Origin of the sequence: Burkholderia sp. AU28863 (genome assembly GCF_002223195.1) — a bacterium.
Taxonomy (GTDB): Bacteria; Pseudomonadota; Gammaproteobacteria; order Burkholderiales; family Burkholderiaceae; genus Burkholderia; species Burkholderia sola.
In genome coordinates, this window is the sequence record NZ_NKFE01000003.1 from 1498959 (window position 1) to 1513884 (window position 14926).

At 66.6% G+C, this 14926-nt stretch carries 13 protein-coding genes and 1 pseudogene; 11 read left to right on the forward strand and 3 right to left on the reverse strand.

The features are described from left to right. Positions 1-10 precede the first annotated feature (10 nt). Together CFB81_RS09300 and CFB81_RS09305 are read right to left on the reverse strand one after the other, a co-directional pair. Positions 11-1339, reverse strand: a complete 1329-nt coding sequence (locus CFB81_RS09300; protein WP_089435136.1) for a homoserine dehydrogenase — start codon at positions 1337-1339, stop codon at positions 11-13. Between the two features lie 53 nt (positions 1340-1392). After that, positions 1393-2631 carry a pyridoxal phosphate-dependent aminotransferase gene (locus CFB81_RS09305; protein ID WP_069617871.1) on the reverse strand — a complete coding sequence of 413 codons (1239 nt, stop codon included), beginning with the start codon at positions 2629-2631 and terminating at the stop codon, positions 1393-1395. A gap of 304 nt (positions 2632-2935) precedes the next feature. Between CFB81_RS09305 and CFB81_RS09310 the strand changes: the two genes are divergently transcribed. The 9 genes from CFB81_RS09310 (at position 2936) to CFB81_RS09350 (ending at position 11321) form a co-directional block, all read left to right on the forward strand. After that, the gene (locus tag CFB81_RS09310) at positions 2936-3310 is read left to right on the forward strand and encodes an Mth938-like domain-containing protein (RefSeq protein WP_069617870.1); all 375 of its coding nucleotides are present in this window, start codon (positions 2936-2938) and stop codon (positions 3308-3310) included. 123 nt (positions 3311-3433) lie between these two features. Further along, the gene (locus CFB81_RS09315; RefSeq protein ID WP_089435137.1) at positions 3434-5110 is read left to right on the forward strand and encodes a glycosyltransferase family 39 protein; all 1677 of its coding nucleotides are present in this window, start codon (positions 3434-3436) and stop codon (positions 5108-5110) included. 13 nt (positions 5111-5123) lie between these two features. After that, on the forward strand, positions 5124-5495 hold the full coding sequence (locus CFB81_RS09320; RefSeq protein ID WP_069617868.1) for an EamA family transporter: 372 nt from the start codon (positions 5124-5126) through the stop codon (positions 5493-5495). A 139-nt stretch (positions 5496-5634) separates the two neighbouring features. Further along, positions 5635-6786, forward strand: coding sequence for a DegT/DnrJ/EryC1/StrS aminotransferase family protein (locus tag CFB81_RS09325; RefSeq protein ID WP_089435138.1), 1152 nt, complete (start codon positions 5635-5637; stop codon positions 6784-6786). 6 nt (positions 6787-6792) lie between these two features. Further along, positions 6793-7845: a glycosyltransferase gene (locus CFB81_RS09330; RefSeq protein ID WP_069617866.1), complete on the forward strand. Its 1053-nt coding sequence runs from the start codon at positions 6793-6795 to the stop codon at positions 7843-7845. Further along, a complete protein-coding gene (locus tag CFB81_RS09335; protein WP_069617865.1) occupies positions 7842-8789 on the forward strand; it encodes a formyltransferase in 948 nt (315 codons plus the stop codon). The genes CFB81_RS09330 and CFB81_RS09335 overlap by 4 nt, the downstream gene beginning before the upstream one ends. Further along, on the forward strand, positions 8786-9841 hold the full coding sequence (locus tag CFB81_RS09340) for a bifunctional UDP-4-keto-pentose/UDP-xylose synthase (RefSeq protein WP_089435139.1): 1056 nt from the start codon (positions 8786-8788) through the stop codon (positions 9839-9841). The genes CFB81_RS09335 and CFB81_RS09340 overlap by 4 nt, the downstream gene beginning before the upstream one ends. 13 nt (positions 9842-9854) lie before the next feature. Next, entirely contained in the window at positions 9855-10751 is an 897-nt protein-coding gene (locus CFB81_RS09345; protein ID WP_089435140.1) for a polysaccharide deacetylase family protein, read from the forward strand. Between the two features lie 108 nt (positions 10752-10859). Then, a complete protein-coding gene (locus CFB81_RS09350; protein ID WP_050013237.1) occupies positions 10860-11321 on the forward strand; it encodes a peroxiredoxin in 462 nt (153 codons plus the stop codon). 198 nt (positions 11322-11519) lie between these two features. Here CFB81_RS09350 and CFB81_RS36785 read toward each other — a convergent pair. Further along, positions 11520-11761: pseudogene (locus tag CFB81_RS36785) on the reverse strand (hypothetical protein); the annotation flags it as partial. On the opposite strand from CFB81_RS36785, the gene CFB81_RS09360 reads away from it, so the two are divergent. Further along, entirely contained in the window at positions 11657-13459 is a 1803-nt protein-coding gene (locus tag CFB81_RS09360) for a PhoH family protein (RefSeq protein WP_069617861.1), read from the forward strand. The pseudogene CFB81_RS36785 and the gene CFB81_RS09360 overlap by 105 nt on opposite strands. 235 nt (positions 13460-13694) lie before the next feature. After that, positions 13695-14786, forward strand: coding sequence for a C40 family peptidase (locus tag CFB81_RS09365; RefSeq protein ID WP_069617860.1), 1092 nt, complete (start codon positions 13695-13697; stop codon positions 14784-14786). Positions 14787-14926: the final 140 nt, after the last annotated feature.

Below are 14926 nucleotides of genomic sequence, written 5' to 3' on the forward strand. Positions count from 1 at the left end.
GTCGTCAGCCTCAGTTCAGCGCTTCCATGCGCAGCTTCGTCACCTTCGACACGACGGTCGCGAGGCTCTCGATTTGCGCGATCGCCGCATTGACGTTCTTCTCGATCGTCTCGTGCGTGATCAGGATGATGTCGGTTTCGCCGTTCGCGCCGTCGATCTGCTCGGACTCCTTCTGCAGCAGCGCGTCGATCGAGATGCCCGATTCGGCGAGGATGCGCGTGATCGCGGCGAGCACGCCGGTCTGGTCGGCGACGCGCAGGCGCAGGTAGTAGCCGCTCGTCACTTCCTCGATCGGCAGGATCGGCGTGTTCGACAGGCTGTCCGGCTGGAACGCGAGATGCGGCACGCGATGCTCGGGGTCGGCCGTATGCAGGCGCGTGACGTCGACGAGGTCCGCGACGACCGCCGATGCGGTCGGCTCCGCGCCCGCACCCTTGCCGTAGTACAGCGTCGTGCCGACCGCGTCGCCGTGCACGACGACCGCGTTCATCGCGCCCTCGACGTTCGCGAGCAGCCGCTTTTCCGGGATCAGCGTCGGATGCACGCGCAGCTCGATGCCGTTAGCGGCGCGGCGCGCGATGCCGAGCAGCTTGATCCGGTAGCCGAGTTCTTCCGCGTAGCGGATGTCGGTCGCGTCGAGCTTGCTGATGCCCTCGACGTACGCGCGGTCGAACTGCACCGGCACGCCGAACGCGATCGCGCTCATGATCGTCGCCTTGTGCGCGGCGTCGACGCCTTCGATGTCGAAGGTCGGATCGGCTTCCGCGTAGCCGAGTTCCTGCGCGGCCTTCAGCGCGGTCGCGAAGTCGAGCCCGCGGTCGCGCATTTCCGACAGGATGTAGTTCGTCGTGCCGTTGATGATGCCGGCGATGTACTGGATGCGGTTCGCGGTCAGGCCTTCGCGCAGCGCCTTGATGATCGGGATGCCGCCGGCGACGGCCGCCTCGAACGCGACCATCACGCCTTGCTCGCGCGCGGCTTCGAAGATCTCGGTGCCGTGCACCGCGAGCAGCGCCTTGTTCGCCGTCACGACGTGCTTGCCGTTCGCGATCGCGCGCAGCACGAGCTCGCGCGCGATGCCCGTGCCGCCGATCATCTCGGCGATGATCGCGATCGACGGATCGTCGACGACCGCGTTGAAATCGTCGGTGATCTGCGCGGTGCCGGCTTGGGCGCCGAGCGCGGCCTGCGCCTTGGCCGGGTTGCGCACGGCAATGCGCGCGACCTCGATGCCGCGCCCCGCGCGTCGTTTGATTTCTTCCTGGTTGCGGTGCAGCACCGTGAAGGTGCCGCTGCCGACGGTGCCGAAGCCCAACAGGCCAACTTTGATCGGTTCCATGCTGCGTGTGATCGATGAGTAAGAAGTAGTGAGTTCCGTGTGGCCCTGCCCGCTCAGACCGAATGGCGCTTGCGGTAGCCGTCGAGGAAGCGTGCGATCCGGTTGATCGAATCGGTCAGGTCGTCGAGGTTCGGCAGGAAGACCACGCGGAAGTGGTCCGGCGTCGCCCAGTTGAAACCCGTGCCCTGCACCAGCAGCACGCGCTCCTCGAGCAACAGGTCGAGAATGAACTGCTGGTCGTTCTGGATCGGGTAGAGCTTCGGGTCGAGGCGCGGGAACATGTACAGCGCGGCCTGCGGCTTCACGCAGGTCACGCCCGGGATCGACGTCAGCATGTCATACGCGAGTTCGCGCTGCTTGTACAGGCGCCCGCTCGGCACGATCAGCTCGTTGATGCTCTGGTAGCCGCCGAGCGCCGTCTGGATCGCGAACTGGCCGGGCACGTTCGCGCACAGGCGCATCGACGACAGGATGCCGAGCCCTTCCAGGTAATCCTTCGCGCGCCGGCGGTTGTCGCCGCCGAGGCCCGACACGGCCATCCAGCCCGCGCGATAGCCGCACGACCGATAGCTCTTCGACAGGCTGTTGAACGTGACGGTGATCACGTCCTCCGACAGCGCACCGAGCGCCGTGTGCTCGAGGCCGTCGTAGACGATCTTGTCGTAGACCTCGTCCGCGAACACGATCAGCCCGTGCTGGCGCGCGATCTCGAGCAGCTCCAGCAGCAATTCGTCGGAATAAAGCGCGCCGGTCGGGTTGTTCGGGTTGATCACGACGATCGCCTTCGTGTTCGGCGTGATCTTGCTGCGGATGTCGTCGAGATCGGGCATCCACGCGTTCTGCTCGTCGCACACGTAGTGCACGGGCGTGCCGCCCGACAGGCTCACGGCCGCCGTCCACAGCGGATAGTCGGGCGCGGGCAGCAACACTTCGTCGCCGTCGTTCAGGAGCGCCTGGGTCGCCATCACGATCAGCTCGGACGCGCCGTTGCCGATGTAGATGTCGTCGAGGCCGACGCCGACGACGCCCTTTTCCTGCGTGTAGTGCATCACGGCCTTGCGCGCCGAGAACACGCCCTTCGAATCCGAATAGCCGGACGACGCCGGCAGGTTGCGGATCATGTCCTGGATGATTTCGTCCGGCGCGTCGAAACCGAACGGCGCGAGGTTGCCGATGTTCAGCTTGATGATGCGGTGGCCTTCTTCCTCGAGGCGCTTCGCGTGCTCGAGCACCGGGCCACGGATGTCGTAGCAGACGTTGAGCAGCTTGTTCGACTTCTGAATCGGTTTCACGACGACACGGTTCCTGGGTTGGCCTTGCGGCCGGGGGGACGGGATCAAAACTGGAAAGCGGCCGGTCTGTGCACGCTGTCTAGACTGGGAAAAAGCGGCGGTCGGACGCGGCTTGTGGCGACGCACGACGCAAGTGGCGCCCGCAGGCGGCCAAAAAGTTATAATTTAGCGGATTTTGGCCGACTTTCGCAATGCACCATAGCCGCGCCGGGCCCGCGCCGTCGGGCGTCCGCGCGCGAAACCGGCCCGCCGGGCCCGTACGCCCCGGCCAACCCATTCCCCTACGGAACCGCGGAATACCGATTTGAAACTGCACCAGGACACGAGCGGCGCGCTCAACACCGTCACCGGCTACGGCCCCGATTATGTCGACGTCAATCTCGAACGCCATGAAACGAGCGTCATCGTGCTGCCCGGCGCGCCGGTCCAGGCCTGGCCCGTGTCGTCGTTCGACGCGCTCGCGCCCGAGCATTTCGCGATGCTGCTCGACCCGACGCCCGAACTCGTGATCTTCGGCAGCGGCGCGCGGCTGCGCTTCCCGCACCCGCGGCTCGTCGCGGCGCTCGCCGCGAAGCGGATCGGCGTCGAGACGATGGATTTCCAGGCCGCCTGCCGCACCTACAACATCCTGATGGCCGAAGGCCGCAAAGTCGCCGCCGCGCTCTTAATTGAACGTTAATCGCCGATGCGGTAAAACACGGGCCGGCGCAGCGGGTCGATCCCCGGATCGCCCGGCCAGGCCGCCCCGCCCCCGGCGCACCCCGCCGGCGGCCCGTCACAACAATCAACAGGCTGAAAATCCATGAACGATACGCCGTCGAGGCTACCGCTCAATCGCATCACGCTCGTCCTCCTGCTCGTCGCATTCGCGATCGTCTGGTTCGCGCCGCTCGGGCTGCGCCACCTGATCCCGAGCGACGAAGGCCGCTATGCGGAAATGGCGCGCGAGATGTTCGTCACCGGCGACTGGATCACGCCGCGCTACAACGGCTACAAGTACTTCGAGAAGCCGCCGCTGCAAACCTGGCTGAACGCGCTGACGTTCGCATGGTTCGGCATCGGCGAATGGCAGGCGCGCCTGTATACCGCCGTCGCGAGCTTCGCCGGCGTACTGCTCGTCGGCTACACCGGCGCGCGCCTGTTCAACCCGCTGTCGGGCTTCCTCGCGGCCGTCGTGCTGGCGAGCGCCCCTTACTGGAACCTGATGGGCCACTTCAACGCGCTCGACATGGGACTCGCGTTCTGGATGGCGCTGTCGCTGTGCTCGCTGCTGCTCGCGCAGCGGCCGGGGCTGCGCCCGGCCGCGGTGCGCGGCTGGATGTGGGCGTGCTGGGCCGCGATGGCGTTCGCGGTGCTGTCCAAGGGCCTCGTCGGGCTGATCCTGCCCGGCGCCGTGCTCGTGCTGTATACGCTGATCGCGCGCGACTGGGCGCTGTGGAAGCGCCTGTACCTCGTCAGCGGCCTCGTGATCTTCTTCGCGATCGTCACGCCGTGGTTCGTGCTCGTCCAGCAGCGCAACCCCGAGTTCTTCAACTTCTTCTTCGTCGTCCAGCAGTTCCGCCGGTACCTGACCCCGGAGCAGAACCGCCCGGGCCCGCTGTACTACTTCGTGCCGGTGCTGCTGGTCGGCTTCCTGCCGTGGCTGTCGGTCGCGTGGCAGAGCATCCGCCATGCGCTGCGCATGCCGCGCCAGCCGAACGGCTTCTCGCCGATGCTCGTGCTGCTGATCTGGAGCGCATTCATCTTCCTGTTCTTCAGCGCGTCGCATTCGAAGCTGATCTCGTACGTGCTGCCGGTCGCGCCGGCGCTCGCGCTGATCATCGGCGCGTATCTGCCGTTGATGACGGCCGACCGCTTCCGCCGCCACCTGCTCGGCTATCTCGTGTTCTTCGTCGCCGCGGCGTTCGGGATCATCTTCCTCGCCTACCAGGGCGACGCCCGCACGCCGAACGCGCTGTACCGCGCGTTCCAGATGTGGCTGTACGCCGGTCTCGCGGTCTCGGCCGCGCTGACGCTCGCGGCCGCGTGGCTGAACCGCCGCGCGGGCGTGGCCGCCGCGCTCGCCGCGTTCGGCGCCGCGTGGCTCGCGTTCGGCACGATCGGCGGCACCGGGCACGACGAATTCGGCCGCTACAGCTCGGGCGCGCTGCTCGCGCCGGCCGTACGCGCCGAACTGGCGAAGCTGCCACCCGACACGCCGTTCTACTCGATCGAAATGCTCGATCACACGTTCCCGTTCTACGTGGGTCACACGACGATCATGGTCCAGCGTCAGGACGAGCTTGCGTTCGGGATCTCGGTCGAGCCGAACAAGTGGATCCCGACCGTCGGCGAATGGATCACGCGCTGGAAGCAGGACACCCACGCGCTCGCGATCATGCCGCCCGGCCAGTACGACGCGCTGGTCAAGGAAGGCGTGCCGATGCGCGTGGTCGCGCGCGACAACCGCCGCGTGATCGTCGAGAAACCGCAATCGTAAGGACGTCCTTCGCATGAACCCCGTTTCGTTCGTCTGCATCATCACCGGCGTGATGCTCAACGCCTGTGCGCAACTTCTGCTGAAAGCCGGCGTCAACGCCGTTGGACACTTCGAATTCAGCCGTGCGAACATCATCCCGGTCGGGTTCAAGATCGCGACCCAGCTGCCGATCATCGGCGGGCTCGGCTGCTACGTGCTGAGCGTCGTCGTATGGATCCTCGGGCTGTCGCGGGTCGACGTGTCGATCGCGTACCCGATGCTGTCGCTCGGCTACGTCGTCAACGCGTTCGCGGCGTGGTACCTGTTCGGCGAGGTGCTGTCGGTCCAGCGGCTCGTCGGCATCGGCATCATCCTGATCGGCGTGGTCGTGCTCGCGCGCAGCTGAGCACGGCCGCGGCCCCGGCGTTCGTTAAGCGTCCGCCTACAAAAAATCACGGTACGAATCGGCCAACCGGTGTTTAATGCCGGTTTCGGACGGATCGCCCGACCCTTTTATTACACGCCATTACAGGCCCAACGCGTTCATGAGCCAGACTACCGCTCCGTTTCTGCCGTTCACCCGCCCCGAGATCGATGAGGAAACCATCCAGGGCGTCGTCGACGTGCTGCGCTCGGGCTGGATCACCACCGGCCCGCAGTGCCAGAAATTCGAAGCCTCGCTGTCCGAGTACTGCGGCGGCCGTCCGGTCCGCGCGTTCAATTCGGGCACCTGCACGCTCGAGATCGGCCTGCGCATCGCGGGCGTCGGCCCCGGCGACGAGGTGATCACGACGCCGGCGTCGTGGGTCTCGACCAGCAACGTGATCATCGAAACCGGCGCGACGCCCGTGTTCGCGGACATCGATCCCGTCACGCGCAACATCGACCTCGACAAGCTCGAGCAGGCGATCACGCCGCGCACGAAGGCGATCATCCCCGTGTTCCTGTCCGGCCTGCCGGTCGACATGGACCGCCTGTACGCGATCGCCCGCGCGCACCACCTGCGCGTGATCGAGGATGCCGCGCAGGCGTTCGGCTCGACGTGGCACGGCAAGCGCATCGGCGCGATCGGCGACATCGTGTCGTTCAGCTTCCACGCGAACAAGAACCTGACGACGATCGAAGGCGGCGCGCTCGTGCTGAACAACGAGGACGAAGCCGTGCTCGCGCAGAAGTACCGGCTGCAGGGCATCACGCGCACCGGCTTCGACGGGATGGACTGCGACGTGCTCGGCGGCAAGTACAACCTGACCGACGTCGCCGCGCGCGTCGGCCTCGGCCAGCTGCCGCACATCGAGCGCTTCACCGCGCAGCGCCGCGCGCTCGCCCGCGCGTATTTCGCCGCGTTCGACGGCGGCTCGGCCGTGAAGCTGGGCCTCGGCCTGCCGGTCGCCGAATTCGAGAACGGCAACTGGCACATGTTCCTGGTCACGCTGCCGCTCGAGCGACTGACGATCTCGCGCGCCGAATTCATGGCGCAGATGAAGGAACGCGGCATCGGCACGGGCATCCACTACCCGGCGATCCATCTTTTCACGCTGTACCGTGCGCGCGGTTTCAAGGAGGGGATGTTCCCCCACGCCGAACGGTACGGCGCGTCGACCGTCACGCTGCCGCTGTTTACGCAGATGACGGAAGGCGACGTGCGTCGCGTGGCCGACGCCGTCAATCAGATTTGCGAACAATACGGAAAATAAGCGTACATGAGTCACCTTGAAGCACGCGCCGGGCATCCGGGCGCCGGGCACCCGGGCGCCGCGCACCTGGACGCCGGCCGACCCGAAGTCTCGGTCATCATCCCCGTGTACAACGAGGAAGACGGCCTCGCCGCGCTGTTCGCGCGACTGTATCCGGCGCTCGACGCACTCGACGCGTCGTACGAAGTGATCCTGATCAACGACGGCAGCCGCGACCGCTCGGCCGCGATGCTCGCCGACCAGTTCCACGTACGGCCCGACACGACGCGCGTCGTGCTGCTCAACGGCAACTACGGCCAGCACATGGCGATCCTCGCGGGCTTCGCGCAGTCGCGCGGCGAGATCGTCATCACGCTCGACGCCGACCTGCAGAACCCGCCCGAGGAAATCGGCAAGCTGATCGCGAAGATGCGCGAGGGCTACGACTACGTCGGCTCGATCCGCAAGCAGCGCCAGGACAGCCTGTGGCGGCGCAAGGCGTCGCAGATGATGAACCGGCTGCGCGAGCGCATCACGCGCATCAAGATGACCGACCAGGGCTGCATGCTGCGCGCGTACAGCCGCCGCATCATCGACACGATCAACGTGTGCGGCGAAGTCAACACGTTCATCCCCGCGCTCGCGTACACGTTCGCGCAGAACCCGACCGAAATCGAGGTCGCGCACGAGGAACGCTTCGCGGGCGAATCGAAGTATTCGCTGTACAGCCTGATCCGGCTGAACTTCGACCTCGTGACGGGCTTCTCGGTCGTGCCGCTGCAGTGGCTGTCGTTCATCGGCGTGATCCTGTCGCTCGGCTCCGCCGCGCTGTTCGTGCTGCTGCTCGTGCGCCGCTTCATCGTCGGCGCGGAAGTGCAAGGCGTGTTCACGCTGTTCGCGATCACGTTCTTCCTGCTCGGCGTGATCATCTTCGCGCTCGGCCTGCTCGGCGAATACGTCGGCCGCATCTACCAGCAGGTGCGCGCGCGTCCCCGCTACCTGATCCAGGCGGTGCTCGAGCAGCACGACGGCATGCCGCCGGTGCCCGCCGGCGCGAACCGCCCGGGAGCCGCGCAATGAAGCCGCGCGCGGTCGTCTTCGCGTATCACAACGTCGGCGTGCGGTGCCTGCAGGTGCTGCTCGCGCGCGGCGTCGACGTCGCACTGGTCGTCACGCACGAGGACAATCCGAACGAGAACATCTGGTTCGGCAGCGTCGCATCCGTCGCGGCCGAGCACGGCATTCCGGTGCTCGCGCCAGCCGACCCCGCCGATCCGGCGCTGCGCCGCGCGGTGTCCGACGCGCGGCCCGATTTCATCTTCTCGTTCTACTACCGGCACATGCTGCCGGTGGACCTGCTCGCGATCGCGCCGCGCGGCGCATACAACATGCACGGTTCGCTGCTGCCGAAATACCGGGGTCGGGTGCCGACCAACTGGGCCGTGCTGAACGGCGAGACCGAGACCGGCGCGACGCTGCACGAGATGGCCGCGAAGCCCGACGCGGGCGCGATCATCGGCCAGACGGCGGTGCCGATCCTGCCGGACGACACGGCCGCGCAGGTGTTCGACAAGGTCACGGTGGCCGCCGAGCAGACGCTGTGGCGCGTGCTGCCCGCGTTGCTCGCGGGCGAGGCGCCGCACCTGCCGAACGATCTCGCGACCGGCAGCTACTACGGCGGGCGCAAGCCCGAGGACGGCCGCATCGACTGGTCGAAACCGGCCGCGCAGGTCTACAACCTGGTGCGCGCGGTCGCGCCCCCGTATCCGGGCGCATTCACGGACGTCGATGGCGCCCGCTTCGTGATCGCGCGCGCGCGCCTCGCGGCGCCCGGCAGCGCGGCAGCGGCCGCCGCGGCAGATTTGCCGCCCGGCCTGCACGTAAGCGATAATGCGCTATTCGGCGTCTGCGGCGACAGCCGTGCCCTATCCATTCTCGAGCTCCGGCAGCAACGCGACGGCAGCGAAACCGTCGTGACGCCCGCGGAATTCGCGCAGTTCATTCATTCTTCCCGTCATTCATGAAAGCAAAAAAAGTCCTGATCCTGGGTGTGAACGGCTTCATCGGCCATCACCTGTCGAAGCGCATTCTTGAAACCACCGATTGGGAAGTGTTCGGCATGGACATGCAGACCGACCGGCTGGGCGACCTCGTCAACCACGAGCGGATGCATTTCTTCGAAGGCGACATCACGATCAACAAGGAGTGGGTCGAGTATCACGTGAAGAAGTGCGACGTGATCCTGCCGCTCGTCGCGATCGCGACGCCGGCGACCTACGTCCAGCAGCCGCTGCGCGTGTTCGAACTCGACTTCGAGGCGAACCTGCCGATCGTGCGTTCGGCCGTCAAGTACGGCAAGCACCTCGTGTTCCCGTCGACCTCCGAGGTCTACGGCATGTGCTCGGACGAGCAGTTCGACCCGGACGCGTCGGCGCTCACCTACGGCCCGATCAACAAGCCGCGCTGGATCTATGCGTGCTCGAAGCAGCTGATGGACCGCGTGATCTGGGGCTACGGGATGGAAGGCCTGAACTTCACGCTGTTCCGTCCGTTCAACTGGATCGGCCCGGGCCTCGACTCGATCTACACGCCGAAGGAAGGCAGCTCGCGCGTGGTCACGCAGTTCCTCGGCCACATCGTGCGCGGCGAGAACATCAGCCTCGTCGACGGCGGCTCGCAGAAGCGCGCGTTCACCGACATCGGCGACGGCATCAGCGCGCTGATGAAGATCATCGAGAACAAGGGCGGCGTCGCGTCGGGCAAGATCTACAACATCGGGAATCCGAAGAACAACTTCTCGGTTCGCGAGCTCGCGCACAAGATGCTCGAACTGGCCGCGGAATTCCCCGAGTACGCCGATTCGGCCAAGCAGGTGAAGCTCGTCGAAACGACGTCCGGCGCCTACTACGGCAACGGCTACCAGGACGTGCAGAACCGCGTGCCGAAGATCGACAACACGATGCAGGAACTCGGCTGGGCGCCGCAGGCGACGTTCGACGACGCGCTGCGCAACATCTTCGAAGCGTATCGCAGCCACGTCGCCGACGCGCGCGCGCTCGTCGAACAGCAAGGCTGACCGGGACGTTCGCTTGGCTCGCATCGTCCTCAAGATCGACGTCGACACGCTGCGCGGCACGCGCGAAGGCGTGCCGAACCTCGCGCGCATCTTCGAGCGCTTCAACGCGCGCGCGACCTTCCTCTTCAGCCTCGGGCCCGATCACACGGGCTGGGCGCTGCGGCGCGTGTTCCGCCCGGGCTTCCTGAAGAAGGTGTCGCGCACGTCGGTGGTCGAACACTACGGCGTGAAGCAGCTGATGTACGGCGTGCTGCTGCCCGGCCCCGACATCGGCCGCCGCGCGATCGCCGACATGCGCGCGATTCACGAGGCCGGCTTCGAATGCGGGATCCACACGTGGGATCACGTGGTCTGGCAGGACAACGTGCGCGTGCGCGATCGCGACTGGACCGCGCGTGAAATGCAGAAGAGTCACGCGCGCTTCATCGAGATCTTCGGCGCGTCGCCCGTCACGCACGGCGCGGCCGGCTGGCAGATGAACGACGCCGCATTCGAGCAGATCGACGCATGGGGGATGCGCTACGCATCCGACGGTCGCGGCCATTCGCCGTACCTGCCCGTCGTCGGCGGCCGCACGCTGTCGCACGTGCAGATGCCGACCACGCTGCCGACGCTCGACGAAGTGCTCGGCGTCGACGGCGTCGATGTGCACAACGTCGCCGCGCACATCCTCAAGTTCACCGAAACCAATCCGCACGACCAGGTATTCACGCTGCATGCGGAGCTGGAAGGCCAGAAGCTCGCGCCGGTGTTCGAGCAACTGCTCGCCGGCTGGCGGGCGCAAGGTCACACGTTTGCGACGATGGGCGACTACTACGCGACGCTGGACCGCGACTCGCTGCCATCGTACCCTGTCGCGTGGGGCGAAATCCCCGGCCGCTCCGGCGAACTGGTCGTCCAGCCTGATTGAATTCGCCGCGAGCCGGCGTCGCCGCTCCGCCCTTGCGGCGCGCTGCCGCGACGCCCCGCCGAACCGCGCCGCCGCAGCGGCGCCATTCCATAACAACAGGAGAAGCACGTGTCCGTCGAAGTTGACCGTCAAGTTCCCGATTTCACCGCACCGGCCACGGGCGGCGACATTTCGCTGTCCGGCCTGAAGGGCAAGAAGCTCGTGCTGTACTTCTATCCGAAGGACAACACGCCGGGCTGCACGACCGAAGGGCTGCAGTTCCGCGATCTCTATCCGAAGTTCAAGAAAGCCGGTGCGGAAGTCATCGGCGTGTCGCGCGACAGCCTGCGCTCGCACGACAATTTCAAGGCCAAGCTCGAACTGCCGTTCCCGCTGATCTCCGATGCCGACGAAGCGCTGTGCGCGTTGTTCGATGTCATCAAGATGAAGAAAATGTATGGCAAGGAAGTGCGCGGAATCGAGCGCTCGACGTTCCTGATCGACGCCGACGGCGTGCTTCGCCAGGCATGGCGCGGCATCAAGGTACCGGGTCACGTGGACGACGTGCTAAAGGCTGTACAAGCGCTTTGAGGCGCGTTATATTGGGCCGCAATGAATGCCAGTTCGCCCCATATTTCTCGTAGCTGCGCCGGTGCCCGTTGCATTGCTTCCCGGCACCTGACGCGCATCACGACGGCATCAGCCGAGCCGCATGCCCCTGTCGACGGGGCAGCGGCTTTTTTTATGGAACGCGCGCCGGCCCACCCCGGTCCGGCCCTTACCGCATCGAGGAGCTGATCGACACTTAGGCGAACCGGCTAGACGAAATTCCTGTGCGCCACCGCGCGCAAACTGCATGCGTCTACGTCACGCAGGATGCGATCAGCGGCGCACGCCATGCGACACGATTCCTCCCGAGGGACACCATGCCTTTGCCTACCCCCCCCAGCAAGCTCGGCAGCCTGCTGCCGCCCGACGAATACAAGGCGAAAGCGCGGCCCGCGAAAGCCGCGAAGAAATCCGCCGAAGGGGACGCATCCACAGCCGGTGACTATGGTCCGGCCAGCGTGGCCCAACCGATGATCGAAGCCGCGAACACGGCCGCGCCGCTGCGCGCCGTCGCGTCTTCGGCGCCCGAGGCCGCGAGCGCCCCCGCGCGCGGCCGCAAGACGAGGCAGACGGCCGCGCTGCTGCAGCCGCTGCAGGCGCCGGCCGAACCCGCGGCGCCAGTCGTCGCACGCAACGACAAGCCGGCTGCCGACAAACCGGCCGCCGCGCCCGCGCGCGATGCAGGCGCCGCGACGAAGTCGCGCAGCCGCAAGCCCGCCGAAGCCGAACTGCAGAAGCTGTTCGTGCTCGACACCAACGTGCTGATGCACGACCCGAGCAGCCTCTTCCGCTTCGAGGAACACGACGTCTATCTGCCGATGATGACGCTCGAGGAACTCGACAACCACAAGAAGGGGATGTCCGAAGTCGCGCGTAACGCCCGTCAGGTCAGCCGTACGCTCGACGCGCTCGTCGCCGACGGCGGCCCGATCTCGGCCGGCATTCCGCTGTCGCGCCTCGGCAGCCGCGACGCGCTCGGCCGCCTGTACTTCCAGACGAAGCTCGCCGACATCGCGCCCATCGAAGGCCTGCCCGAAGGCAAGGCCGACAACCAGATCCTCGGCGTCGTGCGCGCGCTGCAGCGCGACCGGCCCGATCGCCAGGTCGTGCTGGTGTCGAAAGACATCAACATGCGGATCAAGGCGCACGCACTCGGCCTGCCGGCGGAAGACTACTTCAACGACCAGGTGCTCGAGGATTCGGATCTCCTGTACAACGGCGTGCGCGAACTGCCGCAGGATTTCTGGACCAAGCATGCGAAGGGCATGGAGAGCTGGCAGGACACGAAGACGGGCACCACGTACTACCGCGTGACCGGCCCGCTCGTCGCGTCGATGCTCGTCAACGAGTTCGTCTATCTCGAGCCGCAGAACGGCGAGCCGACGTTCCATGCGATCGTCCGCGAGCTGAACGGCAAGACGGCGCTGTTGCAGACCCTGCGCGACTACAGCCACCACAAGAACAACGTGTGGGGCATCACCGCGCGCAATCGCGAGCAGAATTTCGCGCTGAACCTGCTGATGAACCCCGAGATCGACTTCGTCACGCTGCTCGGCCAGGCCGGCACCGGCAAGACGCTCGTCGCGCTCGCGGCCGGCCTCGCGCAGGTGCTCGACGACAAGCGCTACAACGAGATCATCGTGACGCGCGCGACCGTGCCCGTCGGGGAGGACATCGGTTTCCTGCCGGGCACCGAGGAAGAGAAGATGCAGCCGTGGATGGGCGCGTTCGACGACAACCTCGAAGTGCTGCAGAAGACCGACGACGCGGCCGGCGAATGGGGCCGTGCGGCGACGCAGGAGTTGATCCGCTCGCGTCTGAAGGTGAAGAGCATGAACTTCATGCGCGGCCGCACGTTCGTCGACAAGTATCTGATCATCGACGAGGCGCAGAACCTGACGCCGAAGCAGATGAAGACGCTCGTCACGCGCGCGGGCCCGGGCACGAAGATCGTGTGCCTCGGCAACATCGCGCAGATCGACACGCCCTACCTGACCGAAGGCAGCTCGGGCCTGACCTACGTCGTCGACCGCTTCAAGGGCTGGGGCCACAGCGGCCACGTGACCCTCGCGCGCGGCGAACGCTCGCGGCTCGCCGACTACGCGTCGGACATTCTGTAACGCGCACGCCGGCCCGTCGGCCGGCTTTCGACGCCACGCGGCGCTCCGTTTTCGGAGCGCCGTTTTTATTTGGGGTCGAAGACAAAGGTAACGCTTCGTCACGCAACCATGCAGTTTACGCGCGAAACTTCAAGTAAATTCTCAAGAATGGTTGCTTAAGCCCCGCCGGAGCGTCTACCATCGGGTCTGTCTGTTGTCATACGATTCGCGAGCGGTCGCGCTCGCCCGCCTTGCCATGCTTCGAATCTGGGTTCCCGTCGCCGTCGTCTCCCTGCTTGCGGCCTGCTCCAGCGTGCCGCCGCAGTCGGCATCGCGTTCCGCGTCGGGCATGAAGATCACGACGCCGCGCGCCTTCCCGGCGCCCGCCAATTTCCCGAAATTCGTCGACCACAGCGTCGGTCAGGAAGAAATCTCGATCCAGGCGATGAGCCTCGTCGGCGTGCCGTATCGCTGGGGCGGCAACACGCCGACGAGCGGCTTCGACTGCAGCGGGCTCGTGCGTTACGTGATCGGCCGCGCGGCCGACGTGAACCTGCCGCGCACGACCGCCGACATGAGCGGCCGCGGCGTGTCGATCGAACCCGACGAGATCGCGCCGGGCGACCTGATTTTCTTCAATACGACCGGACGGCCGCATTCGCACGTCGGCATCTATGTCGGCAAGCTGCGCTTCGTCAACGCGCCGTCGACGGGCGGCACCGTGCGGCTCGACTATCTGACGAACCCGTACTGGGCCAAGCGATTCGACGGCATTCGCCGTGTCGCGCCGCCGCGCTCGGCCCCGACGCCGTTCGATGCGCCGACCTACGAGGCCAAGCGCGACGAGCCGCGCAATTCGCCGGCGGTCGCGGCCGCTCCGGTGGTCGTGACGGCTGCGGCCATGCCGCGGCAGCCTGCGCCGTCGCAAGCGAGAGCGACGCCGGCGCAGGCTCCCGCTCCGGCCGCGCCGAGCACGCCCGTCGTGACGGCTGCCGCAGCCGCACCGGCAACCTCGACCGCCGATCCGTACGAACCGCCGCCACCGCGGATGCGGGCGGCCCAGCAGCAGGCCACGTCGGTGAATGACGACGCGGCCGCGATGACGGCCAATGCCGCACCGGCCGCGCCGGCGGAAGTCGGCACGCAGATTCCGACGACCGCGCTGACGGCCGCCCAGGCCGCCGCGTTCGATGCCGAACCGCCGCCCGCCGCCGCGTCGGCGCCCCCACGCAGTATCGAGCCCGCGCCCGTGCAGGTATGGCGCGCGTCGACGCAGTCCGCACCCGTCAGCCCGCGCACGAGTACGGCCGACGATCCGATCGCGCGGTTCGCGAACGGCAGTTACTGACCGGTTGTTGCTTACCGAGCGACGGTGACGTCGACGGCATTCGCAGTCGGCCCATCCGCGTCGCAGCGCGCTTTGGCCCCCCCCCAAAAAAAATGCGCCGCAGCCTTTCGGCTTGCGGCGCATTTCATGTCGACCCGACA

What these genes read in the sequence shown, in the direction of transcription:
- CFB81_RS09330 (WP_069617866.1), top strand. Translation starts at nt 6,793, where the DNA reads ATGAGTCACCTTGAAGCACGCGCCGGGCATCCGGGCGCCGGGCACCCG.
- CFB81_RS09300 (WP_089435136.1), bottom strand. Translation starts at nt 1,339, where the DNA reads ATGGAACCGATCAAAGTTGGCCTGTTGGGCTTCGGCACCGTCGGCAGC.
- CFB81_RS09340 (WP_089435139.1), top strand. Translation starts at nt 8,786, where the DNA reads ATGAAAGCAAAAAAAGTCCTGATCCTGGGTGTGAACGGCTTCATCGGC.
- CFB81_RS09315 (WP_089435137.1), top strand. Translation starts at nt 3,434, where the DNA reads ATGAACGATACGCCGTCGAGGCTACCGCTCAATCGCATCACGCTCGTC.
- CFB81_RS09360 (WP_069617861.1), top strand. Translation starts at nt 11,657, where the DNA reads ATGCCTTTGCCTACCCCCCCCAGCAAGCTCGGCAGCCTGCTGCCGCCC.
- CFB81_RS09320 (WP_069617868.1), top strand. Translation starts at nt 5,124, where the DNA reads ATGAACCCCGTTTCGTTCGTCTGCATCATCACCGGCGTGATGCTCAAC.
- CFB81_RS09365 (WP_069617860.1), top strand. Translation starts at nt 13,695, where the DNA reads ATGCTTCGAATCTGGGTTCCCGTCGCCGTCGTCTCCCTGCTTGCGGCC.
- CFB81_RS09325 (WP_089435138.1), top strand. Translation starts at nt 5,635, where the DNA reads ATGAGCCAGACTACCGCTCCGTTTCTGCCGTTCACCCGCCCCGAGATC.
- CFB81_RS09335 (WP_069617865.1), top strand. Translation starts at nt 7,842, where the DNA reads ATGAAGCCGCGCGCGGTCGTCTTCGCGTATCACAACGTCGGCGTGCGG.